The organism is Virgisporangium aliadipatigenens, from assembly GCF_016863615.1.
GTDB classification, from domain to species: Bacteria; Actinomycetota; Actinomycetes; order Mycobacteriales; family Micromonosporaceae; genus Virgisporangium; species Virgisporangium aliadipatigenens.
Genome location: NZ_BOPF01000032.1, coordinates 1 through 21,825 on the forward strand (window position 1 = coordinate 1; position 21,825 = coordinate 21,825).

19 protein-coding genes are annotated in these 21,825 nt (G+C 70.5%); 8 read left to right on the forward strand and 11 right to left on the reverse strand.

Annotated features, from left to right (window positions below; all coding sequences use genetic code 11):
- Positions 1 to 65: 65 nt before the first annotated feature.
- Both Val02_RS34000 and Val02_RS34005 read right to left on the reverse strand, forming a co-directional pair.
- On the reverse strand, positions 66 to 524 hold the full coding sequence (locus Val02_RS34000) for a DUF3237 domain-containing protein (RefSeq protein WP_203903389.1): 459 nt from the start codon (positions 522 to 524) through the stop codon (positions 66 to 68).
- A complete protein-coding gene (locus Val02_RS34005) occupies positions 521 to 688 on the reverse strand; it encodes a hypothetical protein (protein WP_203903390.1) in 168 nt (55 codons plus the stop codon). The genes Val02_RS34000 and Val02_RS34005 overlap by 4 nt, the downstream gene beginning before the upstream one ends.
- A gap of 216 nt (positions 689 to 904) precedes the next feature.
- Between Val02_RS34005 and Val02_RS34010 the strand changes: the two genes are divergently transcribed.
- Positions 905 to 3,244: a right-handed parallel beta-helix repeat-containing protein gene (locus Val02_RS34010; RefSeq protein ID WP_203903391.1), complete on the forward strand. Its 2,340-nt coding sequence runs from the start codon at positions 905 to 907 to the stop codon at positions 3,242 to 3,244.
- A gap of 203 nt (positions 3,245 to 3,447) precedes the next feature.
- Here Val02_RS34010 and Val02_RS34015 read toward each other — a convergent pair whose 3' ends face one another.
- On the reverse strand, positions 3,448 to 4,227 hold the full coding sequence (locus tag Val02_RS34015; RefSeq protein ID WP_239153564.1) for an ABC transporter ATP-binding protein: 780 nt from the start codon (positions 4,225 to 4,227) through the stop codon (positions 3,448 to 3,450).
- A gap of 189 nt (positions 4,228 to 4,416) precedes the next feature.
- On the opposite strand from Val02_RS34015, the gene Val02_RS34020 reads away from it, so the two are divergent.
- From Val02_RS34020 to Val02_RS34035, 4 genes are read left to right on the forward strand one after another with little or no spacing between them, the layout of a single operon-like run.
- Positions 4,417 to 4,917 carry a DUF456 domain-containing protein gene (locus tag Val02_RS34020; RefSeq protein ID WP_203903393.1) on the forward strand — a complete coding sequence of 167 codons (501 nt, stop codon included), beginning with the start codon at positions 4,417 to 4,419 and terminating at the stop codon, positions 4,915 to 4,917.
- 1 nt (position 4,918) lies between these two features.
- Positions 4,919 to 5,296, forward strand: a complete 378-nt coding sequence (locus Val02_RS34025; protein WP_203903394.1) for a ribosomal maturation YjgA family protein — start codon at positions 4,919 to 4,921, stop codon at positions 5,294 to 5,296.
- Between the two features lie 51 nt (positions 5,297 to 5,347).
- Positions 5,348 to 6,943, forward strand: a complete 1,596-nt coding sequence (locus Val02_RS34030; RefSeq protein ID WP_203903395.1) for a TerD family protein — start codon at positions 5,348 to 5,350, stop codon at positions 6,941 to 6,943.
- A 15-nt stretch (positions 6,944 to 6,958) separates the two neighbouring features.
- Positions 6,959 to 7,525 (forward strand): hypothetical protein, encoded by a 567-nt coding sequence (locus tag Val02_RS34035; RefSeq protein ID WP_203903396.1) that lies wholly within the window; start codon positions 6,959 to 6,961, stop codon positions 7,523 to 7,525.
- A gap of 42 nt (positions 7,526 to 7,567) precedes the next feature.
- On the opposite strand, the gene Val02_RS34040 is transcribed toward Val02_RS34035, so the two are convergent.
- From Val02_RS34040 to Val02_RS34060, 5 genes are all read right to left on the reverse strand, one after another.
- Positions 7,568 to 7,765: a CsbD family protein gene (locus tag Val02_RS34040; protein WP_203903397.1), complete on the reverse strand. Its 198-nt coding sequence runs from the start codon at positions 7,763 to 7,765 to the stop codon at positions 7,568 to 7,570.
- Positions 7,766 to 7,842: 77 nt separating this feature from the next.
- A complete protein-coding gene (locus Val02_RS34045; protein WP_203903398.1) occupies positions 7,843 to 8,382 on the reverse strand; it encodes a hypothetical protein in 540 nt (179 codons plus the stop codon).
- A gap of 12 nt (positions 8,383 to 8,394) precedes the next feature.
- Positions 8,395 to 10,428: a hypothetical protein gene (locus Val02_RS34050; protein WP_203903399.1), complete on the reverse strand. Its 2,034-nt coding sequence runs from the start codon at positions 10,426 to 10,428 to the stop codon at positions 8,395 to 8,397.
- On the reverse strand, positions 10,425 to 13,157 hold the full coding sequence (locus tag Val02_RS34055) for an ATP-binding protein (protein WP_203903400.1): 2,733 nt from the start codon (positions 13,155 to 13,157) through the stop codon (positions 10,425 to 10,427). The genes Val02_RS34050 and Val02_RS34055 overlap by 4 nt, the downstream gene beginning before the upstream one ends.
- A 15-nt stretch (positions 13,158 to 13,172) precedes the next feature.
- On the reverse strand, positions 13,173 to 14,225 hold the full coding sequence (locus Val02_RS34060; RefSeq protein ID WP_203903401.1) for a proline-rich domain-containing protein: 1,053 nt from the start codon (positions 14,223 to 14,225) through the stop codon (positions 13,173 to 13,175).
- Positions 14,226 to 14,400: 175 nt separating this feature from the next.
- Here Val02_RS34060 and Val02_RS34065 point away from each other — a divergent pair, with 175 nt between their 5' ends.
- The gene (locus Val02_RS34065; RefSeq protein ID WP_203903402.1) at positions 14,401 to 14,955 is read left to right on the forward strand and encodes a Uma2 family endonuclease; all 555 of its coding nucleotides are present in this window, start codon (positions 14,401 to 14,403) and stop codon (positions 14,953 to 14,955) included.
- Here the strand turns inward: Val02_RS34065 and Val02_RS34070 are convergent.
- The 3 genes from Val02_RS34070 to Val02_RS34080 form a co-directional block, all read right to left on the reverse strand.
- Positions 14,948 to 15,883 (reverse strand): hypothetical protein, encoded by a 936-nt coding sequence (locus tag Val02_RS34070; RefSeq protein WP_203903403.1) that lies wholly within the window; start codon positions 15,881 to 15,883, stop codon positions 14,948 to 14,950. The genes Val02_RS34065 and Val02_RS34070 overlap by 8 nt on opposite strands.
- Before the next feature lies 1 nt (position 15,884).
- Positions 15,885 to 18,542 carry a DEAD/DEAH box helicase gene (locus Val02_RS34075; RefSeq protein ID WP_203903404.1) on the reverse strand — a complete coding sequence of 886 codons (2,658 nt, stop codon included), beginning with the start codon at positions 18,540 to 18,542 and terminating at the stop codon, positions 15,885 to 15,887.
- A 240-nt stretch (positions 18,543 to 18,782) separates the two neighbouring features.
- The gene (locus Val02_RS34080; RefSeq protein ID WP_203903405.1) at positions 18,783 to 19,847 is read right to left on the reverse strand and encodes an LCP family protein; all 1,065 of its coding nucleotides are present in this window, start codon (positions 19,845 to 19,847) and stop codon (positions 18,783 to 18,785) included.
- Positions 19,848 to 20,101: 254 nt separating this feature from the next.
- On the opposite strand from Val02_RS34080, the gene Val02_RS34085 reads away from it, so the two are divergent.
- Positions 20,102 to 20,902 carry an aldo/keto reductase gene (locus Val02_RS34085; RefSeq protein WP_239153547.1) on the forward strand — a complete coding sequence of 267 codons (801 nt, stop codon included), beginning with the start codon at positions 20,102 to 20,104 and terminating at the stop codon, positions 20,900 to 20,902.
- 53 nt (positions 20,903 to 20,955) lie between these two features.
- The gene (locus Val02_RS34090; RefSeq protein ID WP_239153548.1) at positions 20,956 to 21,825 is read left to right on the forward strand and encodes an RNA polymerase sigma factor SigF; all 870 of its coding nucleotides are present in this window, start codon (positions 20,956 to 20,958) and stop codon (positions 21,823 to 21,825) included.

Sequence of the window (21,825 nt, forward strand, 5' to 3'; positions counted from 1 at the left end):
CGTGCGCTCGACGGACGCGCGACATGAAGCCCTTGAAGCTCTTGAGCCCTGGAGATCCTTAACCTTTAGGTTAATAGATAAGCGTTGTAGACCACTTCGGTGGCGCGTCGCGCGGCAGCGGCCACGACGACGCTCGTATTGAGCCAGGTGTACCGGGCCGCGCCGGTCTCGAACCGGCAGAAGAGCCGGAAATAGTATTCGGCCGGGTCGACGGCCTCACCGGCGCCCAGCCGGGCCAGCACCTCGGGGCTGCCGGTGCGGTAGCCGGTGGTCTGCAGGTAGACCAGCGCCCCGTCGTGCGTGCGCAGCGTGTACCTGGTATCGACAGTGATCGAACCGTCGGCGTGCACCACCTGCCAGTCGGCTCCCCCCGGCAACACCTCGCCGGAGAAGCGTTCCCCGGTGAAGGCGCCGCCGACGATCGGCACCACCCGCCGATTGCCCCACTGCGTGGCGCCGAGGTCGAGGATCGGGTCCAGCCGCACGGTGACGGTGGCGAGCGGCTCCAGCCCCGGCACGTTCATCGGCGCACCCCGAACGACTCGCGCTCGTTGAGCAGCGCCGGATCGAAGCCGGCCGTCCTCTGGTAGCCGTCGGCGATGCGCGCCGGTTCGGCGTGCGGGATCGCGTCCTCGACGTCGGCGGTCGCGAGGCCGGCGAGGCCCCCACCGACGATGATCACCCGCATGGGACTCCCCCGATGTTCGACAGTCGGCGAATCGGCCGCTCAGGATTCTGCACTGTTAAAGAACCCGTCGTCCACCTGGACAAAACAGAGGATCCGTTGAGCCAACCGATACCGGACCGCCGAAGCTCAAGATTCGGTCTGCGGCTTTCGTAGCGTTGGCAACCCACCGGCACCCGAACGGGAACCCGCCGGCACCCGACGCCCCCGGAGCTTGCCTTGACGCACCGCCGCCTCCCCACCGTCCTTCGCGCGCTGCCCGTCGCGCTGGTCGCCGCGGCCCTGCCCGTACTGCCGGCCCTCACCGGCACCGCGAACGCCGCCACGGCGTACCACGAATACGCGCTCGACCGCGACGCGAGCAGCCCGGCCGCGATGACGGTCGCCGGCTGCAACGGCACGTGCGTCCTCGTCCCCAAGCCCACCGGCACCGACGACTGGGACAACATCAACGCCAAGCTCGTCGCCGCCGCCAAGAAGGCCACCGCCAGCAACCCGGTGAACGTGCTGCTCCAGAAGGGCACGTACTACCTGAGCCAGCCCCTGGACCTGCCGCCGAACGTCAACCTCAAGGGCCTCGGCATGGAGCAGAGCGTCCTGCGCATCAAGCCCGGCACGTTCGCAGCCTTCTCCTACTCGTACATGGTGCGCCCGAAGGCCGACCCCGAGGCGGGTCCGGACACCACACCCGGCAGCACCAACCTCGTCTCCGACCTCACGATCAACGGCAACTGCGTGGCCGGCGCCGGCACCTTCAGCAGCACCGCCGAGACGCTTCTGGCCTGCGCGGAGGGCCTGCCGTCGAACGCCGGCGGCGGGATCAAGGTCGGCCACCGCTGGACGGTCCGCCAGGTGCGCTTCACCAACCTCAACTACTTCAAGATCTGGGTGAAGGGCGCGACGGACGTTCGGATCGTCGACAACCGCTGGGACAACCGGGGCGGCGCCGGCGGCGGCGAGGAGGACAACATCGGCGGCGGCGGCAACGCCACGCGCGTCCTCATCGAGAAGAACGAGTGGGACGCGACGATCCGCGGCAACAGCATCGACCTGACGAACGCCGCCGACGTGACGGTGCGCGGCAACATCGTCACCGCGACGCCGGAGTGGGCGAACAAGCGCAAGGTCAAGGGCTACGGAACCATGTACATGGAGGCCGTCACCCGCGCGCGGATCACCGACAACGTGCTCACCGGGGCCGGCATCAGCCTCAAGTCCAACGTCGGCTACGACCCTGCCGGCGAGAACCTCGACGTCACCAACCCGCGCGACTCGGTCGTCAACGAGAACACGCTGCGCAGGTCGTTCGGCACGGCGATCACGGTCAACTACGACGACCACCCGGCCTCGGCACCCGCGCACGTGCGCCGCCCCGGCGGCAACAACGCCGTCATCGACAACGTCATCACCGACGCCGCCAAGAGCGGCATCATGATCGTCGGCCTCAAGAACGCCGACAAGGACACCCGCGACGTCGTCACCGGCAACCGCATCACCAACGTCGGCGTGCGCGCCAACCTGCCGGCGGAAGAACTGAAGGAGCTGACGCAGGCGGGCGACGTCAACCGCACCGAGTTCGACGGCTTCGAGCCCTCCGGCATCGCGCTCGGCGTCGGGAACGGCGACATCGTGCACCACAACACCGTCGTCGACACCCAGGGCGCCCCGACCACGTGGTACGGCCTGTCGATGGGCCAGCGCGGCAACAGCGGCACCACGGTCACCGGCATCCGGCTCACCGACGACAGCGGCAACGGCTGGGACACCGTCGTGAACGCCATCGGCGGCGCCCGGCGCACCGTCGACGGCAACCTCCCCGCGAAGCCGACCGGCCTGTCCGTCACCGACCGCACGTTCGGCTGGAGCGAGTCGAACGGCCCCGTCGGCGGCTACCGCGTCTACCGCAACGGCAAGCAGGTCGCCACGTACACCGTCGGCGGCCCGGTCCCGAACAACCTCGTCGCCGACTTCACGCCCGGCTCCGCCAGCTCGAGCGACCCCGGCTACTACAACGGCTGGCGGGCGTTCGGCGCCGGGCTGGCCGGGGCGAACGAGGACTACGCCACCGGGACGGGATCCCTGGCCGTCACGCCCCTGTCGGACACCACGGTCGTCGTGTACGGGCCGCTGGTGAAATTCGGCGAGGGCAACACCGTCGCCCCCGGGCAGAACATGACCTCGGTCGCCTCGTTCAAGGCGCTCGGCGGCAGCGGCCGCAGCGTGCGGGCCGGCGTCGGCTTCTTCACCGCAGAGGTCACCGGGCTGGGCGAGTTCGCGGCGCCGAGGGACGCGACCATGTCGACGACCGCCGGCTGGGTCACCTCGTCGTACACCACTCAGGTGCCGGCGAGCGCGATGTACGCGCGGTCGTTCCTGATCATCGATGGGGCCACCGCCGCCGACGCGCACCTCATCGACCGGGTCGGGCTGGTCAGCGGCACGGCCACCGAGGGCTGGGTCGACGCGGAGTGGGCGGCGGGCAACCGCTACCAGGTGGTGGCGTTCCGGGCCGGCGACGGCGCCAACTCGCCGGTCGCGACCGTCATCGACATCGGATAAGGCTTCTTGCCGCGGGGGCGGCGGACGTATTCGCGGTGCGGGCACGGCGGGCGCTTTCGCGGCGCCGGCACGGTGGCGCGAAGTGGTGGGGCGTTACGCCGGTTATCGAGCGTGGATAACCGGCGTAACGGCCCCACCACTTGCGTTTGTCGGGCGGACTCAGGCCGCCAGCGCCGCGCGGACCTTGCGGACCTCGGACAGGCTCAGGCCGCGAGCGCCGTGCGGACCTTGCGCGCCGCGGGCACCACGAGCGGCGTGCCGGTCTCCGGGTCGGGCACCACCCGCGACTCCAGCCCGAACACGTCGCGCACCAGGTCCGCGTCGACGATGTCCCCCGGCGCGCCCTCGGCCACGATCGCGCCGTCGCGCATCGCGATCAGGTGGGTGGCGTACCGGCAGGCCTGGTTGAGGTCGTGCAGCACCGCGACCAGCGTGCGGTCGCCGGACTCGCGCAGGTCCGCGCAGAGGTCCAGCACCTCGATCTGGTGCGTGATGTCCAGGAACGTCGTCGGTTCGTCCAGCAGCAGCAGCTCGGTCTGCTGCGCGAGCGCCATCGCGAGCCACACCCGCTGCCGCTGGCCGCCGGAGAGCTCGTCGACCGACCGCTCGGCGAGTTCACTCACTCCGGTCTGGGCCATCGACTCGGCGACCACCCGCTCGTCCTCGCGGGACCACTGCCGCCACAGCTTCTGGTGCGGGTACCGGCCACGCGCCACAAGATCCAGAACCGTGATGCCGTCGGGCGCGATCGAGGACTGCGGCAGCAGCCCGAGTCGCCGCGCCAGTTCTTTGCTCTTGAACTGGCTGAGCTCGGCCCCGTCCAGAAAGACCGACCCCTTGCGCGGCTTGAGCATGCGCGACAACGCTCGCAGCAGCGTCGACTTGCCGCAGGCGTTGGGCCCCACGATCACCGTGAACGAGTTGTCGGGAATGGCGACGGTCAGCTCCTTGGCGACGACCCGCTGCTCGTAAGCGAGGGTCAGCCCGGTGGCGTGTAACCGGCTCTGCTCGTCCAAGGCCCCTCCCGAGGGCTGCCGCGGCGTCTCCACTGGAGCGCCCGCAAAGTTAGGTGAGGCTATCATTCTTACCCGCCCCTATGCCTTCCGGGCCGGAAGGCATAGGGACCAGCTCGGAGGCAGCGTGACTAGCTGATGTGAGGCAAGCTGTACGCCGTGGATCTCAGCGACCCGTCGTCATCGATCACCCTCATCTGCGCGATCGCCATGGTCGTCGGCGTCTTCGGTGTGGTCGTCCCGATGCTGCCCGGCCTCCTGCTCTGCTGGGCCGCCGTGCTCGCCTGGGCGGTGCTCGCCGCCGACGGCTGGGGCCGCTGGGTCGAACTGGCCGCCGCCACCCTCATCGCCGTCGCCGGCATCACGCTCAAGTACCTGTGGCCCGGCCGCAATCTCAAGCGCAGCGAGGTGCCCAACCGTTCGCTGCTGCTCGGCGGGGTGCTCGGCGTCGTCGGGTTCTTCCTGATCCCGGTCGTCGGGCTGCCGATCGGTTTCGTCGCCGGCATCTTCCTCGCCGAACGCATGCGCCTCGGCACCAACGAGGCCGCGTGGCCCTCGACCAAGCACGCCGTCAAGGCCGCCGGCCTCGCCATGCTCATCGAGCTGACCGCCGCCGGCCTCATCGCCGCCAGCTGGGTCGTGACCCTGGTGGTGACCTGAGGTGCGGCAGCGCCTCTGGTGGAGCCTGACGGCGTCGGCGATCCTGGGGGCCGGCCTCGGCGTGCGGGCGTTCACGGGTGGGGCGTTCGCCAAGTACGCCGGCATCGCCCTGTACGCCGCGCTCGTCTACGCGCTCGTCGCCTGGCTGTTCCCGCGGCTCGCTCCACAGTGGACGGCCGTCGCCGCGACGGGGTTCTGCTGGCTGGTCGAACTGGCACAGCTGACGCCCTGGCCGGCGGAGCTGTCCGAACGGAGCGTCATCGCCCGGCTGGTGCTCGGCAGCACGTTCAATCCGCCCGACCTCTTCTGGTACTTCGTCGGCGCCGCCGTCCTTTTCGGCGCGCATGCCGTGGCCGTTCGTTCCGTTACTTCTACGTAGCGTTCCGGGCACCGCCGGTCATCTATACCGTCTGCGCCGGAGGTGGTGGCGGTGCTCGGAACGGTGCTGCGGCGGGGTGCCAACGTCGTTGTCAGCGAACGGCTTCTGACCGTCGAAGTCTCGTGGCGGGCCGGCACCGCTGTCGACCCGTGCGCGTTTCTGGTCACGCCGGACGGCAAGGTGCGCGACGACAACGACTTCGTGTTCTACAACAATCCGGAGCACGGGTCAGGGGCGGTCGTGCTGGCAGCCGACACGACGGGCACGGCCACGCTCACTGTCGATCTCAACCGGATCGACGCCGGCCTCGACCGCATCGTCATCGGCGGCTCCGTCGACGGTGGCACATTCGCCACGATCCCCGGCCTCCATCTGGCCGTGAACGGAGCGGCCGGCAGCCTCGCGACGTTCCCTCTCGAAGAAATCGAACCGGTGACCGCGATCGTCTTCGGTGAGCTTTACCGGCGCGGCACCGAATGGAAGTTCCGCGCGGTCGGCCAGGGCTGGGACTCGGGCCTGGCCGGATTGGTTACCACCTTCGGAATCGCGATCGAGGAGGACGACCCCGAGCCGTCACCGGCCACTCCGGCACCACGGCCCGACTGGCATCGTGCGCCCGACGATCCGGCGACGCTTCGCTGGTGGAGCGGGACGGAGTGGACCTCGCACAGCGTGCCCGTCCGCGCCGATACCCCGCACCAGTGCGGTCGTTGCGGCGGGCCGAAACGACCGTCCCCGTACTCGCACACACTGCTCATCTGCGCGCCGTGCGAAAGCGAGACCACGCACGTCCTCAACATTTGGCGAGGCAAGGTCGCCGAACTGCTCGCCACCAGTGGCCCCACGGGACCCGCGTGGGACCAGCTCTGGACCGACCTGCGGTTCTACCGTGTGCGCGAGGACAACGGCCGCGCCGCGATGCGCCCGATAGCACTGCAGCACCTCCAGCAGCTCGTCACCTTCGCATTCGCCGACGACCTCATCGAACAGCACGAGGTCGACGGGTTCGAGGAGGTGGTGCGGCAACTGGGCATCAGGGACCCCGCCGTGGACCACATGCGCGCCCGCCTCCAGCGGGGGCTCGCCCTCGCCGCCATCAGCAACGGCGACGTCCCGAACATCGACGAGACGACCCTGACGCTGGACACCGACGAGATACTGCACCTCGACGCCTCGGCTGTGCACGTGCGCTATCTGGCCAGCGGCCCGCGTCGCAACAGCGGGCGGCTCATCGCGAGCAATCGCAAACTCCGGTTCGTCGGCACGTCCGGCGGCTCGGAACTGGCCTGGGTCAAGGTGTTGGAGGTCCGGCCCGAATACGGCAGCGTGGTGCTTACGGCGACCGGTAAGGGAAGCGGCTCATACGAGGTCGACGATCCTGAGTACATATCCGCCGTACTGTCAGGTGCACTGAAGGTCGCCAAGCGCCAGGCGGCGATCCCAGCGCAACGCGACTCCCGGTCGATTCCGAGTCACGTCAAGGCGGCCGTGTGGCGGCGCGACGGCGGCGCGTGCGTGGAGTGTCAGGCGACCGAATACCTGGAGTTCGACCACGAGATCCCGTGGAGCCGCGGCGGCGCTACCAGTGTGAACAACCTCCGGCTGCTCTGCCGTCGATGCAACCTCGCCAAGGGTGCGCGCATCTGACCCAGAATGGGTTTCATGAAGCGGGGAGTGCTGGCGGTGTGTGCCGTCTTGGTGGTGGCCGGGTGCGGGGGCTTCGCCGACGGCGACGACAAGCCGTCCCTCGGCGAGGGGCCGCTGACCGCCTCCGCCGTTCCGGGCCCGCCGGTGGCGTTCCAGGTGAGGCTCGCCAAGGGCCAGCGGCTCGACCCGCAGCCCGCCGATCCCGCAGGCTGTCCCGGCCTGCGCACCTATCTGGCGAGCGGCCGGTACACGCTGGTGACGTTCGAGGCGTTCGCGGCATCGTGCCAGCTGCCCCGCGACAACGATCGATCGGGGAACGGCCGGCACGCGTGGTACCGCTCGGCGGCCGATGCGCCGGCCGGCGGGACGAAGGTGGCGACCCCGATCGGCGAGGCGCTCATTTTCGGCAGCGGCTATTACGAGTGCACCAACTCGTGCAGGAACTACACCGACACGGTCGCCGTCATCACGCTCGACAAGCCGGTGGACTCCGCTTATGCGGCACTTGTCGTCCGTTCCGACAAAGGCTCTGTCAGTTTGGAAGAAATGACGGCGCTGGTCCGCGACCGCCTCGGCGCATAGCGAAACGGGTGGGGACAATCGTCCCCACCCGTCACACCTGAATCAGTAGCCGGTCACGGCGTCGCGTGCGTGACGGCCGGCGTCACCGAGGTGGTCGCCCGCCTGCTTGGCCTTGGCCGCGGCCTTTTCGGCAGCGCCCTCGGCCTGCAGCCGCTCGTTGTCGGTCGCGTCGCCGAACTTCTCCTTGGCGGCACCCTTCAGCTCTTCAGCCTTGTGTTCCACCTTGTTCGTGAAACTCATTGTCGTCTCCTTCCGGCGTATGTTCTCCGGTACGCAAGAAGGCATGCCCGCCGCCACGGCCACCGAAACCTGAACAATCAAAATGTCACGTACAGCCCGCGCCCCGCATCGACCGCCCGCCGCAGCATTCGGGCCAGATCTTCCAGGGTGGTCGAGTAGCGCCGCGTCGCGATGACAGCGTCGACGGCGGCCAGATCCTCCCGCGCCCGCTCGGCCGAACGGAAGAACGAGCCCATTTTCCCCGGATCGAACGGATTGCGTGCCGGCCCGAACGGCGTGCCGAGCACCAGCTCCTCCGCGTTGCCCGGCACCTCGTTGCCCACGTCCTCGAGCACGAACTGCCACACGTCGGCCAGCCCGCGCTCGTCCCGGATCCGGTAGTAGGCCGTCAGCGCGTAGTCGCCGTATTCGTGGGCGTCCCGGACCTTAAGCCGATCCTGCCAGTCCGGCGGCAGCGGCCGGCCTTCGTACGGATCGGTCACCACGTCCCGGTGCGCCTCGATGAACGCCACCAACGGCGCCACGTCACCCGTTTCCAGCGCGCGCCGGAGGATCGGCGCCAGCTCGGCCGAAAAGCCCTCGTGGTCGAACGGATATGCCTTGTGGTCCATGGACATGGCGAACTCCTGTCACTGGTCCGTGTCGCGCAGCCACGGCATGAACCGCTGCGGCGGATAGTTCCGTGGCGGTTCGAGGGCACCGGTCTCCGGGTCGTAGCCGACGATGGAAACGTTGTCGGGCAGCCTGCCCTCGCGCGCCTCAAACGCCTTGATGAAGCGGATCATCTCCTGGCGATCCTTGTCGACGTCGCGGTCCTTGGGCTTGTAGTCCATGATTTCACCCCGCCCGTAGTGCACGCCGTCCGGCGAGGCCGTCTGGGTGTCCGTGGGGTCGACCGGTTCCCCCGTGCTGAGGTCGTACGAGCGCGGCACCTGGATCGGTGTGCCGTTCTTGTCGGTGATCGGTCTGGCGACCGAATCCCAGTTGCCTGATTGCCGGTCGATCGCCGCGCGTTCCGCGTGGACCCGCGTGCCGGTGCGGTTGGCTTCGGTCGAACCGGAGGTGCTCTCCCGCGGCTCCGGAATCAACCGGTAGTGGCGGCTCTGCGGGTGGTAGTAGTAGCTGTTGGGATCCTCGAGCACATGCGGCGGAACGTTGCCGCCCTCGGCGAGCCGGTCCTGGATCGACATGCCGCCCGGCGGGATCGGACGCTGCTCCGTCCCATGTGGACTGTCCTCAGTGGACTCCGTCGCACGGGGCGGATCCGTCGGCTCCGCACCGGTGGCGTCGCCGGTGGCCGGCTCGGTCGGTGCGGTGCCGTTGGCGGTGGCCGGCTCGGGCGGGGTGGTGGCTCCCTCGGCTGCCGGCGCGATGGGCGGGGTGCCGTCGGTGGTGCTTTCGCCCGATGAGGTGTCCTGGCCGGTCGGGGCCGGTGGATCCTCCGTCACGTCCGGTGGGTCGTCGTCCGACGACTCGGTCCCGGTCGGGTCGCCCTCGGTGGACTCATCAGCTGAGGCTTCCTCGTCCGGTGGCTCACGCTCGTCGGAGTCGCCGGATGTGTCGTCCTTCAGCGGCTCGGTCGGCTCTCCTTCTTCGGAGTCCTCGGAGGGGTCGTCACCGGACCGCTCCCCGGCCGTCCCGGGGGCCGTCCCCTCGCCGTCGGGCTCCTCGTCGCCCCTGTCCTCGTCTTCGGCCGGCGCCTCGGGCGGATTGCCGTCGTCGTCGCTGTCGGCGCCGTCGCCGCTGTCCTGGCCGTCGCCGTCCCGGCCGCCGTCGTCGCCATCGCTGTCGACGCCGTCGTCCCTGTCCCGGCCGTCGCCGTCCTCGCCAAGGTCGCTGCCGTCGCCGTCCTGGCCGTCGCCGTCCTCGTCGCTATCGCTACCGTCGCCGTCGCCGTTGTCCCGGCCGTCGCCGCTCTCGCCGCCCTCGTCGCCGCTGCCGTCGTCGCTGTCGTCGCTGTCGCCGTCGAAGCCGCTGTCCTGGCCGTCGCCGTCCTCGCCGCTATCGCTGCCGTCGCCGTCCCGGCCGTCGCCGCTCTCGCCGCCCTCGTCGACGACATCGCCCTCGTCCTCGCCGTCGCCGTCCTGGCCGTCGCTGCTGTCGCCGTCCCCGCCGGTGGAGCTGTCGCGTCCGCCCGCATCCTCGTCGCCCTCAGCGCCGCTCGTATCGCCGTCACTCGCGCCCGTTCCGCCCTGGGCGTCGCCGTCTTCCGTCCCGTCGGCGGCGTCACCCGAGCCGGAATCCCCGGCAGCCGCAACGGATTCCTCGGACCGGTCATCGTCCGAGGACTCAACAGGACCGGCGGAACCCGACGTGTCCGACGACGCCGGCGCGGTGGACGACGAGTCATCCTCCGACCCGCCGCCCTCCGCCGCCCCGGTGTCGTCCTCGGCGGATGAGCCCTCGTCCGGTACCGCAGGCGGATCCCCGTCGTCCCCGGCCGAGGCCGAGTCTTCCGAGCCGTCGGACTCCGCGGAACCTTCGAAAGAGGCGCCCTCGTCCGGCTCGGGCGGGTCCCCTCCCGAGCCGCCGGTCTCACCGGTGGAAGAGGCCGATTCCGCGCCGTCCGAGGGGACGTCGGGCGCCCCCTCGCTCTCCCCACCACCGCTGTCGGCCGGTGCCGAATCCGCCGGTTCGGCGCTCTCAGGGGGATGGTCACTCATCGCGGGTCGAGTTCGCGGCGCACGCGGTCGGTCCATCGGACGGCGCGGGCCCGGCCCTCGGCACTCCAGCGGTGCGGCGGATACGCGGCCCGGAACGCGTGGATGAACACACACACCCGGTAATCCGTCGTCGCGTCGGGCGCATCGCCCGGCACCGGGCCGGCGAGTTCGGCGAGCTTCGTGGCGAGGGCGGGCCACTTCGGCGACAGCCCGACGAGTTCGCGAGCGGCGGCGCGATCGCTCATGATCGACTCGGCCTGCTGGCGGAACGCGCACCGGTGCGCACACCCGTGGCATTCCTCGTACGGTGCCATCGCGTCGGCGGAGTCGCCGAGTGTGCGCAGGAAGCGGGCCCGCAGTTCGGCGTCGTCGGCCAGCGGCGCCTCGGCGATCCCGCGCGCGGCGGCGTCCTCGGCGCGCACGTTCGGGACGGTCACGGTCACCGCGCGGTCGAGCCCGTTGTGCGACACCACCGCCTGGAACGGTCGCAGTGCCGCGGCCGCGTCGATCTGGTCCACGTGCATCGACATCGTGGAGCCGAGCAGCTGCCGGTCCTCCTCGGCGGCGGTGCGGTGCATCACCTTCAGGTTGGTGATCTTGTACGCGTCCTCGGCGACCTTGCCGACCTGCTGGTCGATGAGCACGTAGGACTGCTTGTACTTGCGGTCCTCGGCGAGGCCCTGGGCGATGCGTTCGGCGGCGAGGGCGGCCGCGTTGCCCTCCTTAGGATCGCCGGCACCGGGCACGAAGCGCGGGAAGATCCGGTGCGCCTCCTCGATGAGCAGCACGTGCGGGGCCGCCGACGCCGCGCGCGAGGAGCGCCGGTGCCCGCGCACGGCCGTCAGGAGCAGCAGCGTGACGAGCGCCTGTTCCTTGGCGTTGTCGCCGACGCCGGCCAGTTCGACGATCACCGGCCGGTGCAGCAGGCCCGCGATGTCGAACGAGCGGCGGCAGTCCAGCGTCGGTCCGCAGGCGCCCTCGGCGAGGGCCTGCGCCCGCAGGGTGGCGGCGGCGTCGATGTTGTGCGCGACCTCGCCGGCGTAGCCCAGTTCGCCGACGACCTCGGCGATCATCGCGACGAACTCCCCCAGCACCGGCCACTGCCCCGCCAACTGCTGGGAACCGCGGTCCGAGGGATGGAACCCGCGCCGCCGGTAGGTGCGCACGAGCGCGCGCCGGTAGATGAACGGCAGCGGGTCCCACAGCCCGAACGCCGCCTCGAAGCAGGCGAGCAGGTTCGACACGTGCGCGCTCACGGTGGCACCCACCGGCACCTCGAAAGGGTTCAGGCGAAAGGGCGCCACCGACTCGTCCCCGACCGTGAGCACCAGCAGGTCCTCGAATCCGGGCTGGGTGGCAAGCCATCGATAATCGTCTAGTTCTGAATTGACCGGCTCGATGACGAGGAACGGCACGCCCGCCGCGCCGAGTTGCCGACACAGGTGCAGGGCGGTGTTGGTTTTGCCGCTTCCGGGCGTTCCCACGACAAAACCGTGGCGCGGCAGGTCGGCGACCGCGAACCGGACCTCGCTCCCACCCGTCTGGCGACCGAGCAACAGCGACGGACCGGCGACGGCCTCGACGACGCGGGCATCGTCCGGCGGCGCGGCGACCCGGAAGCCGGCGATCCGCCCGTCGGCCGCGACCGGCAGCCGGAACAGCGACGGCGCCTCGGCCCGGTCAACCAGCGTGCGCAGGATCGCCAGCCCGTGCCGCCCGGTATCGCGGTCGTAGCCGAGCCGCTGGTGCAGTTCGTGGTCGGGCAACTGAACAGGATCGATAGAGGCAAATGCGTTTCGCAGCGCCTCGAATTCCTCCGCGGTCCGCGGGTGGACGATGGCGTATCCGGTGGGCACCGCGGTGGGGTCCGCCCGGGCCGCCGTTTCGTTCGCCGACGATATGGAACGGGCCACCGCCTCCACAATCATCGAATCGAGCCCGACCGGTGAGGCCACGGTGACGGAGAAGCGGAAGGCCCGGTCGGCATAACGCGCAAGCGCATCCCGGAACATCGGTTCGAGCACGCCCGCCGCACTGTCGGCGGGGAAGCGGATTTTCCCGCCGGTGTCGGCCGGCATCTCGAACGGCTCACGCAGCCGCGCGTACCTGGTCGCCTCCAGCTCGAGCGTGCGGCGCACCTGCGGCGGCACCTGCTCGGGCGTGAACGCCACCGTCACCGACACCGGATGCGGATAGCCGCTCAGCACCTCCAGCAGCGGCGCCCAGCTCTCCACCTCCCGCGAGAACGGCTCCACGGCCAGATACGACGCCACACCGGCGTCCTGACGCACGGTGCCCTGCACCCGCAGCCGCTTGCCGACCTGGGCGATCCCGCCCGCAGCCGGCGCGAACGGCGTCAGCACGCCCTGCAGTTCGCCCTGATCCACCACCTTGCGGACCTCGACCTGCGGCGGCACGTCGGCGAGCCGGTCGGCCAACTCCGCGGCCCGCGCGACGGCCGGCACCGGCCCCGGCCCGGCGACCCGCCCGAGCAGCCACATCTTCAACGAACCGCGCGCCACGCGGGTGATCCGCAGCGCGGCGACCTCGCCCGGCCGGATCGACAGCAGCCGGTCGAGGTAGGCGCGCTGTTCGGTCACGGCGGCGGCGAGCCGCTGCGCCGGGTCGAGCCTGATCGAGTCGGCCCGGCGGGTCAGGTCGTACGCCGCCGTGATCTCCACGGCCGTCCACGCCCAGGTGCGGCCGTCCTGATCGAGCAGAACGGTCATGCGCTGCCGCTCCGCCTACTGCTGCGGCGAGCCGCCGTACGGCGGGCCGCTCTGCGGAGGCGGGGTCTGCGGCCAGCCCTGAGTGGGCCCGCCGCTGGACGGCGGCGCGCTGGTGGGATAGCTCGCGGGCGGCGCGCTGGTCGGATACGCCGCCTGCTGGTGCTGCGTCTGCTGATGCTGGGCCTGGTGCTGGTACTGCGCCTGCTGCTGCGCGGTGAACTGCTGCGCGCTGCTGACGTCCGGACCGCGCTGCGCGTCGAGGCTCGGCAGCTGAGCGATCTGTGCCCGGGCCACCTCGTCGGCCACCGGCGGCTGCAGGATCGCCGCCTGCACGCCCTCACGGGTCACGCTGTGGATCAGCTCCCGCAGCGCCCGCGCGGACGCCCCCCGCACGTCGCTGGACATGCTGTTGCTGAGGAACTGGAACATGTCGCGCAGCATGTGCGCGATCAGCACCACGGTCGACCGGCTGCGCCACATCGTCCAGCCCACGTAGAGATCAGTCCCGACCGGCCGGACGACGACGAGGCCCTGCTCCCGCCCGTTCGCCAGCAGCAGGATCGGCACCTCCTCGACCCTCGCGAGCCGCGCGTCGAACGGCGTCTGCCGCGCCCGCACCGTGTTCATGATCCACCAGTAGGAGACCGCCGCGGCCGCCCCACGCCCCTCGATGAGCAGCCCGTACTCCGCGATCGGCTCCCGCAGCGGCAGGAACAGCGCCACGATCCACACGACGACGACCAGCACCTGCACGATCAGCAGCGCGTAGGAGACGCCCAGCACACCGGCACCCGCGTTCTCCTCCGCGCTGCCGAACGGCCCCGACGAGCTGCTGGCGCTGGAGACGATCGCGAAGAACGAGAACAGCCAGATGAAGAACGAGATCACCGACACCACGATGAACAACGCCAGGAAGAACGCCGAACGCACCACGTGCGGCCGCCACACCCGGGTCGAGACGACGTCGCTGACCAACTCGTCCGGCGGCTCGTGCCGGAGTCGGTTGCTCCGGTAGTTGCCGTGGACATCGACGAGTGCGTTGTGGAACGCCGTCGTCGGATCGGACATCCTGAACCCCCGTAGGCCGCTGGCTTCCCTCGTAGCTCGGTGACAATATCCCGCCACGCAGAGCGACAGGTACCCCGTTTGACCACTCCTTGAGCAACAAAGATCCAGCTCCGCGCGACAGGTAGTCCGGTCGGCGTAACCCCATCGGTCGCGTCCGAACGAGTAGCCTTTCGCTATGACCGCAGAGGCGTTCAGCTCACACCTTCCACAGCCACTCACGCTCGACGACGTCGCGTTGATGGCCGAGGCGGATCCATACAGCCGCTTCTATGAGCTGAGCCCCACAGGAGTGCTGTCCGTCATGACCCCGCCCGGCCTGAGCCATGCACAGGTGGCCACCCGTCTCATGCTCTGGTTCGGTGAACATGGGTACAGAGAGGTGTTCCAGAATCTCGGCATCCGTACGGAGACCTCCGAGGGCACCGGCGCCCGGATCCCCGACCTGAGCGTCTGGAATCCCACCCCGACGGCGTACCCGGTGTGGGTGCCGGTCGACGGGCTGCTGGTCGCCGTCGAGATCCTCTCTCGCAGCACCGAGCTCACCGACAGGATCGAGAAGCGCGAGGAGTACGCCGCCGCCGGCATCACCCGCTACTGGATCGTCGGGAGGGACAAGGCCAACACCGTGACGATGCTGGTGCTGCAGGACGGGAAGTACGAGGAGGTCGAGGGGTCGCCGCGGCCGTTGTCGTGGCTGCTCAACACGACCCCGCAGCAGCATCTCAGGTGAGGGTGCGTTCGCGTTCGGCGCGTTTGCGGGTGGGCTCGTCGTCGCACCACAGCTGCATGAAGCACCCCTCCCGCGCCACGTAACCGCCGAGCTGCGCCCAGCCGAACCGGGTGCCGAAGACCTCCGGCGGGAGTACCGCGCGCAGGACGCCGTTCGGCTGGCGTTGGGGGTGCACGGCGCGAAAGCCGGCGCCGTCGAGCCAGTCCCGCCAGATGCGTTCCTCGTCGGGCGGCGGCTCGGCGGCGAGCACGTCGAGGAGTTCGGGCAGGGTGGCGCAGAGGCGTTCGAGCCAGGGGTCGCGGCCGGTGCCGTAGCGGCTGTACGCGAGGTAGCCGGCGGCGGACTGGACCAGGTAGACCGGGAGCCACTCCGTGCGCCAGGACAGCACCCGCAGGTCGGCCACACCGGGCAGGTGCACCGCCCCGGGGCGGAACTCCTCGAAGGACACCACCGGGCGAAACCGGGTGCCGTCGGCCAGGGAGAGGCTCGGCGAGCCGAGGAAGCGCAGTTCGGTGTAGTGGCCGCGGGGCAACGGTGTGCCGCGGAACGCGTCCAGGAACACCCGGGTGCGTTCGGCGTTTCGCAGGTGGCGGCGGTCGGTGTTGAGCGACTCCCGGCCGAGCGCGGTGAGCTTGAGCGCCTCGCCGTCCCGGGTCAGGTGGCCGAGGGTGCAGAGGTGGCGCACAGCCCGTTCCATCAAAGGCTTGTCGACCCCGAGGAACGCCGCGAGGCCCGCGACGTCCGAGATGCGGGCGTCGCCGACGGCCCGATCGAGGAACCGGTCGATGAGGTCGTACTCCTGGGTCTGCGCCCTGGTGAAGCTGACCTCGACCGACCAGAACGGCAGCAGCACGGCGAAGAACCGCGTGGGGCGTACTCCCGGCTCGGCGGCGGCGGCCTCGATGGCCCGGACTGCGGGGTAAAGCATCTTAGGCGGCGAAGCCCTTCCATGCGTCGGCCAGCAGGGGGCGGAGCGCCTTCGACGGGAGCACGGCGCCGTGACGGATGGCGTGCTCGCCGAGCCGTCCGATGAGCTTGCGGAAGTCGGGGTCGGCGGCGGCGCGCAGGCTGGCGAAGTCGCCGACCAGCACCAGCTGCTTGCGGGTGCGGCCGATGGCGGCGTTGAGGCGGCGCAGCTCGCGCAGCCGGTCGACCTGGCCCTCGCGGTTGCTGCGGGTGAACCCGAACACCACCACGTCCGGCAGCGCCCAGGACGGCGACAGCGCGTCGACGGTCGTGATGCGGGCGCGGGACATCGGATCGTCCGAACCGAGCCGGGCGCGCAGCAGGTCGACCTGTGCGCGGTACGGCACGAGCACCGTCCAGGCGACCCCGATCCGGCTGTACCACTGGGTGAGGCCGAGGATCATGTTCGCCTCGGCGGTGTTGGTGTAGCCGGCGGCGTTCCACAGCTCGGTGCCGGGCGCCTCGCGTTCGGCGCGCTCGCCGTCGGAGAGGTCGGCGGTGTCGAGCACGACCAGGGGCGAGGTGAAGAGCGGCAGCTCGCCGCCCTCCTTGACGTCGCTGGTCAGCAGCCCGTCGTAGAACTGCGCGGAGACGAACTCGGCGAGCACGGCCGGCATCCGCCGCTGCCGGTCGAGGAGCACCCGGTTGGCGGGCGGCGCGGTGCGGGCCAGCCGGTCGAGAAGGCTGCGGCCGAGGAGGTTCTGGCCGGGGTCGGCCGCGCCGGGCAGGGCGAGCCAGCCGCGCACCTCCTCGTCGGCGTACGGCGGCAGGTCCTGCGGGTCGCCGACGAGTACCGCCCGGCGGGCCCGCACCATCGGCACCAGCGCGGCGGGCAGCGGGATCCGGCCGGCGTCGACGATCACCACCAGGTCGAACGTCAGGTCCGGCCGATCGGCCAGCCCGGCACACGCCACGCCCACGACGTCGGCGTAGCGGACCAGTTCGTCGGGAAGCGGGGCGGCGGGCTCCTTGAGGCGGTCCCGCCAGTCGGCCAGCAGTCGGGCGCGTTCCTGCAGGATGGGGTGCACCTGGGCGGCCCACTGGTGGAAGCGCTTGAGCGTGGCGGGATCCTTGCCGGCATCCGGCGGTTCGGCGACGACGTCGGTCAGCAGGCGGCGCAGCGCGGCGGCGGCCCGGGCGGCGGCGGTGCCGGTGCGGCTGACGGCGACGTCGGCGGAGGCGACCCGTTCGGCGCAGTCGCGCACGGCCGGGTCGGTGGCGCAGGCCCGCCGCATCTCCTCGACCAGTTCGGTGAGCGCGTTCTGCGCCCTGGTCGCCTCCCGTTCGGCCTCGGTCAGCGCGGCGGTGGCGCGGTCCAGTTCGGCGGCGCGGCGGGTGGTCAGCGGGCGGTACGCGAAGCCGATCAGTCCCTCCGCGGTCACGCCGTCGAGCCGCTGCCGGGCCGTCTCGACCGCCGCCTGCGCCGCCGCGAGGTCCTGGCGGGTGCGTTCGACCGCGGTGTGCGCGGCGGCGAGAACGTGCGTGTAGCGGCGTTCGACCAGGGCGATGGCGTTGCGGTGGTTCTGGTCGGCGGTGGCGCGTTCGACCACGGCGCGGTCGCCGTCCCCGATGGCGCGGCCCAGCTCGGTGAGCCACGACGGTGCGGGCGAGGTGTCGGTCAGCCAGGGCGCGAGGCGCAGCGCGCTGGACTCCGTGCGTTCGAGGGTGCCGCGGCGCAGGACGGCGGCGGCCTTGCCCTCGTCGCCGATGCGCAGGACGCGGTGGTCGGCGGGGAGGCGTTCGAGGACGGTGTCGACGGCGCCGGTGGTGGGGCCGGTCACGAGGACCCGTTCGCCGCGTCCGGCCGCGGCCCGCACGATCTCCGCCGTGGTGCGGATCTTGCCGGTCCCGGGCGGCCCGAGCACCAGCATCACGTCTTGAACGCCCAACGCCCGCACGAAGGCGTCCGTCTGGGCCCGGTCGAGCGGCTCCGCCGGCCGGGGCGCATCCGCCGCGCCGGCCTCCGGGGCGGGCGCGAACGTGCCGTCGGCGATCAACGCCAGCAGTCCCGGGTTGGCGGAACGGTCGTTGCGCAGCGCGTCGACGGCGTCGTGCTGCGCGCGGGCGGCCTTCTCGCCGGGATCGTCACCGCCGACGCGGGATCTGCGGGGGCTGCCCACTCCGAGCCGCACCAGGTCGAGCTGGCGGTCGGCCTCGATGACGGCGTCCAGCACGTCGCAGAGATCGTCGTGGCGCTGCGGGCGCCGGGTCGCTTCGAGGCCCGGCGGGTCGGCGACGAGGCGCTGCCACGCGGCTGCCAGTTCGGCGTGGTAGGTGTGGTGCTCGGCGGGCACGGCCGTCGCGTCGGCATACGCCCGCCACCCGGGAACGCTCACCATCAGCGCCCCGCGGGAGAGCCGCCCGTGGTCGCGCAGGCGCAGGGGCTCGACCGACTCGACCAGATAGGCGCGCTGTCCGACGTCGGGCCGGACGACGACGCGGTGCCGCCGGGTGTGCAGGTGCAGCTCGCCGCCGTCGAACGTCGCCGGCACCACCGCACCGAAGTCACGCACCAATGTGGACAGATCGGGCAGCTCGAATTGTGCCGCCGCACGCCGGGTCGCTGGCACCAGCGCGAGCGGTCCCGGGAGACGCAGCCGCGCACCTGCGGTGGCCACCATGTCGTCAGACTCTAATTGTCAGAGTTCGTCACGCACAGTGCCTCAGTGGTTCCGTTCCGGAATCACTCATTTCAATGTGTCCGATTTCGTACATCGAACCTGTCCGATCACAGCCCACACCGGCACAATCCGGCATGGAAGAGTCGTTACGCAAGACCGTAAATCGGTCGAGCAGCAAGGGGGGAGGGCGGGCGGGTCGCGGCGACGATCCGCCCGCCCGCTTCTGTCACCGGAGTCTCACTAGGCGGAACGGACCTCCGGGTGCGCCAGCACGTACTCCGGCACCTTCTGCGTCCGCACCGCCTCCAGCAGCCCGAGCGTCGTCTCGTCCAACTCCTCCTGGCCCAGGTTCTGCTGGGAGGGGTTGTAGGTGCCGTTGTTGGTCTGCAGCGTCGTGATGCTGTCGCCGCCGATCCCGCGCATGGCGAAGATCCAGTCCTCCAGGTCGATGCCGCCGTTGTCGATCGTCATGGCCTGACCGACGACCTTCAGGATCTGGTTCAGCTTCACCGGGTTGGCGAGCACGCCGGCGCTGAGCGTCTGCTTCACGATCGCCTTGAGGAACTGCTTCTGGTGCCGCCCCCGGTCGTAATCGCTGTTGGGCAGCGTCTCCCGCTGGCGCACGTAGTCCAGGGCCAGGTCGGGCGTGAGGTGGTGGTTGCCGACGTGGTAGACCTGCGGGGTCACGCCGGGGATCGGCGTCAGCTTGGTGCCGCCGTTGGGCGCCTGCGACTGGCGGAACGGCACCGCCACCGTCCCGTCCTTCTTGTATCCGATGTGGACGGAGACGGTCTCCTGGTCGACGTACATGTCGACGCCGCCGAGGACCTTCACGACCTCCTTGAAGCCCTCGAAGTCGACGATCGCCGCGGCGTCGAAGGTGAGGCCCCACTCCTCCTTGATGGTCTTCGCGAGCAGGCCCATCGACTGCTTGCGGCGTTCGGTCGGGTCGACGAGGCCGTTGCCGCCGAGGCCGTACGCCTCACCGAGCTTCGCGATCTGCTGGCCCGTGCGCTGCTTCCCGTTGTTGAACGCGGGCACCGTCACGCGGGTGTCACGCGGCAGCGACACCAGGTATGCGGCGTCGTGCGCGGCGGGGATGTGCAGCACGATGATCGAGTCGGCCCGGATCTGATCCTCGACGGGCTGGTCCTTCCGGTTGTCCACGCCGACCATGAGGATGGTCTTGGCGCCGGTCACCGTGACGTGCTGGCGCTGCGGGGCGGCGTCACCGGCGGCACCGAGCAGGTCCTCCTGCCCCACCGACTTCGTGGCCTGCGGAAACAGCACGAACCTTCCGACCACTCCGGCACCGCTGGACAGCACCAGGAGAACACCGGTCGCCAGGCATAACTTCGCCCAGATCGGCGATCTTCGAGCCCTCGCACGAGTCACGCTTGAGAAGACGAAGCCAGTTACGCGTTTCGTTGCACAGACTTGCTCGGAACGGATCACATTTCACCAGGTGCGGGCATGGTTCCCGTGCGTGAGCGGCCCCGCGGATTCAGTTCAGGCCGAATCGGTGGTGCGCGCGCCCGATGCCCGCCAAGCTACGCGGCATGCACGACACCAAACTCCGCATGGGCTACGGCGCGCTGCGCCTGACCGGCCCCGGCGCGTTCGAGCGGACCGTCGACCGGCCCGCGGCCATCGCACTGCTGCGCCGGGTGGTCGACTCCGGCATCACGTTCATCGACACCGCCGACTCCTACGGGCTGGGCGACAACGAGGAACTGATCGCCGAGGCGCTGCACCCGTTCCCGGAAAATCTGATCATCGGGACGAAGGCCGGACAGGCGCGACCCGACCACCGGCGCTGGGTGCCGCTCGGCCGGCCCGAATACCTGCGCCAACAGGCGTACCTCTCGCTGCGGCGGCTGCGGGTCGACCGCCTCGACCTGTTCCAGCTGCACCGGATCGACCCGAAGGTGCCGTTCGAGGAGCAGATCGGTGCGCTGCACGAACTGCGCGAGGAGGGGGTGATCGCACGCGTCGGCCTCTCCGAGATCACCGTGGACGAGCTGGAGGCGGCGCGCCGGATCACCCCGATCGACACCGTGCAGAACCTGTACAACGCCGCCGACCGTTCGGCGGATCCGCTGGTCGACCGGTGCGAGGAGCTCGGGATCACGTTCCTGCCGTGGCTGCCGGTCGCCAACGGCACACCCGGTGCGGCGGCCGTCGAGGTAGCCCGCGACCTGGGTGTCACGCCCGTCCAGGCGAGCCTCGCGTGGCTGCTGCACCGTTCCCCCGTGATCCTGCCCATCCCGGGAACGACCTCGCCGGAACACCTGGCGGAGAACGTCGCCGCCGCGGGCATCACCCTCAACCCCGACCATCTGCGTCGTTTTGACGTGTGAGATCCCCGCCGACTGGGAAAGTTTGACCCACGCCGACCACCCGACCAGTCGCCGTGGGAGCCCACTTGCAGGAGGAACGCGCCGCCGGCCCAGGCCAGGCGGCGGACGAGCCTGACGTGGCGCCGGAACTGACCGGCGCCACGTCGCCGGAGCCGTCCGAGCAGCCCAGGGAACGTGGAGCGTCCGAGACGATGCTCGCCGAGTTGGCGACGCTCGACCCGGACAGCGAGGAGTACGCGCGGCTGCGCGCCCGGATCATCGAGGACCTCCTGCCGCTCGCCATCCACCTCGCGGGCCGCTTCCGCAACCGGGGCGAGCCGTTCGACGACCTGTCCCAGGTGGCCAACCTGGCGCTGATCAAGGCGGTCGACGGCTTCGACCCGGAGCGCGGGGTCAGCTTCAGCAGCTACGCCGTGCCGTTCATCGTCGGCGAACTCAAGCGGCACTTCCGCGACAAGACCTGGCAGATTCGCGTCCCGCGCCGGTTGCAGGAACTCAGCCTCCAGCTCAACCGCGTCACCGACGAGCTGACGCAGCGCCTCGGCCGTTCCCCCAGGGTCAGTGACCTCGCGGAGGAACTCGGGGTGAGCGAGGAAGAGGTCATCGAGGGCCTGGAGGCGGCGGGCGCGTACCACAGCCTCAGCCTCGACGCGCCCGCCGGCGGCGAGGAGGGCAACGCCACGCTCGTCGACCTGATCGGCGACGACGACAGCGACCTGAACGACGTCGAGGCGCGGGTGGCCCTGCCGCCGCTGCTCGCCACGCTGCCGGCGCGCGAACAGAAGATCCTCGCGATGCGCTTCTTCGGCAACCTGACCCAGTCCCAGATCGCCTCCGAACTGGACATCTCGCAGATGCACGTGTCCCGGCTGATCACCAAGGCGCTCGCGACGCTGCGTCGGGCGCTACTCGATGAGGAGTAG

Excerpts from the sequence above, each read along its gene's own strand:
- Val02_RS34000 (WP_203903389.1), bottom strand. The coding sequence starts at position 524 with ATGAACGTGCCGGGGCTGGAGCCGCTCGCCACCGTCACCGTGCGGCTG.
- Val02_RS34005 (WP_203903390.1), bottom strand. The coding sequence starts at position 688 with ATGCGGGTGATCATCGTCGGTGGGGGCCTCGCCGGCCTCGCGACCGCC.
- Val02_RS34035 (WP_203903396.1), top strand. The coding sequence starts at position 6,959 with ATGAAGCGGGGAGTGCTGGCGGTGTGTGCCGTCTTGGTGGTGGCCGGG.
- Val02_RS34040 (WP_203903397.1), bottom strand. The coding sequence starts at position 7,765 with ATGAGTTTCACGAACAAGGTGGAACACAAGGCTGAAGAGCTGAAGGGT.
- Val02_RS34045 (WP_203903398.1), bottom strand. The coding sequence starts at position 8,382 with ATGTCCATGGACCACAAGGCATATCCGTTCGACCACGAGGGCTTTTCG.
- Val02_RS34050 (WP_203903399.1), bottom strand. The coding sequence starts at position 10,428 with ATGAGTGACCATCCCCCTGAGAGCGCCGAACCGGCGGATTCGGCACCG.
- Val02_RS34055 (WP_203903400.1), bottom strand. The coding sequence starts at position 13,157 with ATGACCGTTCTGCTCGATCAGGACGGCCGCACCTGGGCGTGGACGGCC.
- Val02_RS34060 (WP_203903401.1), bottom strand. The coding sequence starts at position 14,225 with ATGTCCGATCCGACGACGGCGTTCCACAACGCACTCGTCGATGTCCAC.
- Val02_RS34065 (WP_203903402.1), top strand. The coding sequence starts at position 14,401 with ATGACCGCAGAGGCGTTCAGCTCACACCTTCCACAGCCACTCACGCTC.
- Val02_RS34070 (WP_203903403.1), bottom strand. The coding sequence starts at position 15,883 with ATGCTTTACCCCGCAGTCCGGGCCATCGAGGCCGCCGCCGCCGAGCCG.
- Val02_RS34075 (WP_203903404.1), bottom strand. The coding sequence starts at position 18,542 with ATGGTGGCCACCGCAGGTGCGCGGCTGCGTCTCCCGGGACCGCTCGCG.
- Val02_RS34085 (WP_239153547.1), top strand. The coding sequence starts at position 20,102 with ATGCACGACACCAAACTCCGCATGGGCTACGGCGCGCTGCGCCTGACC.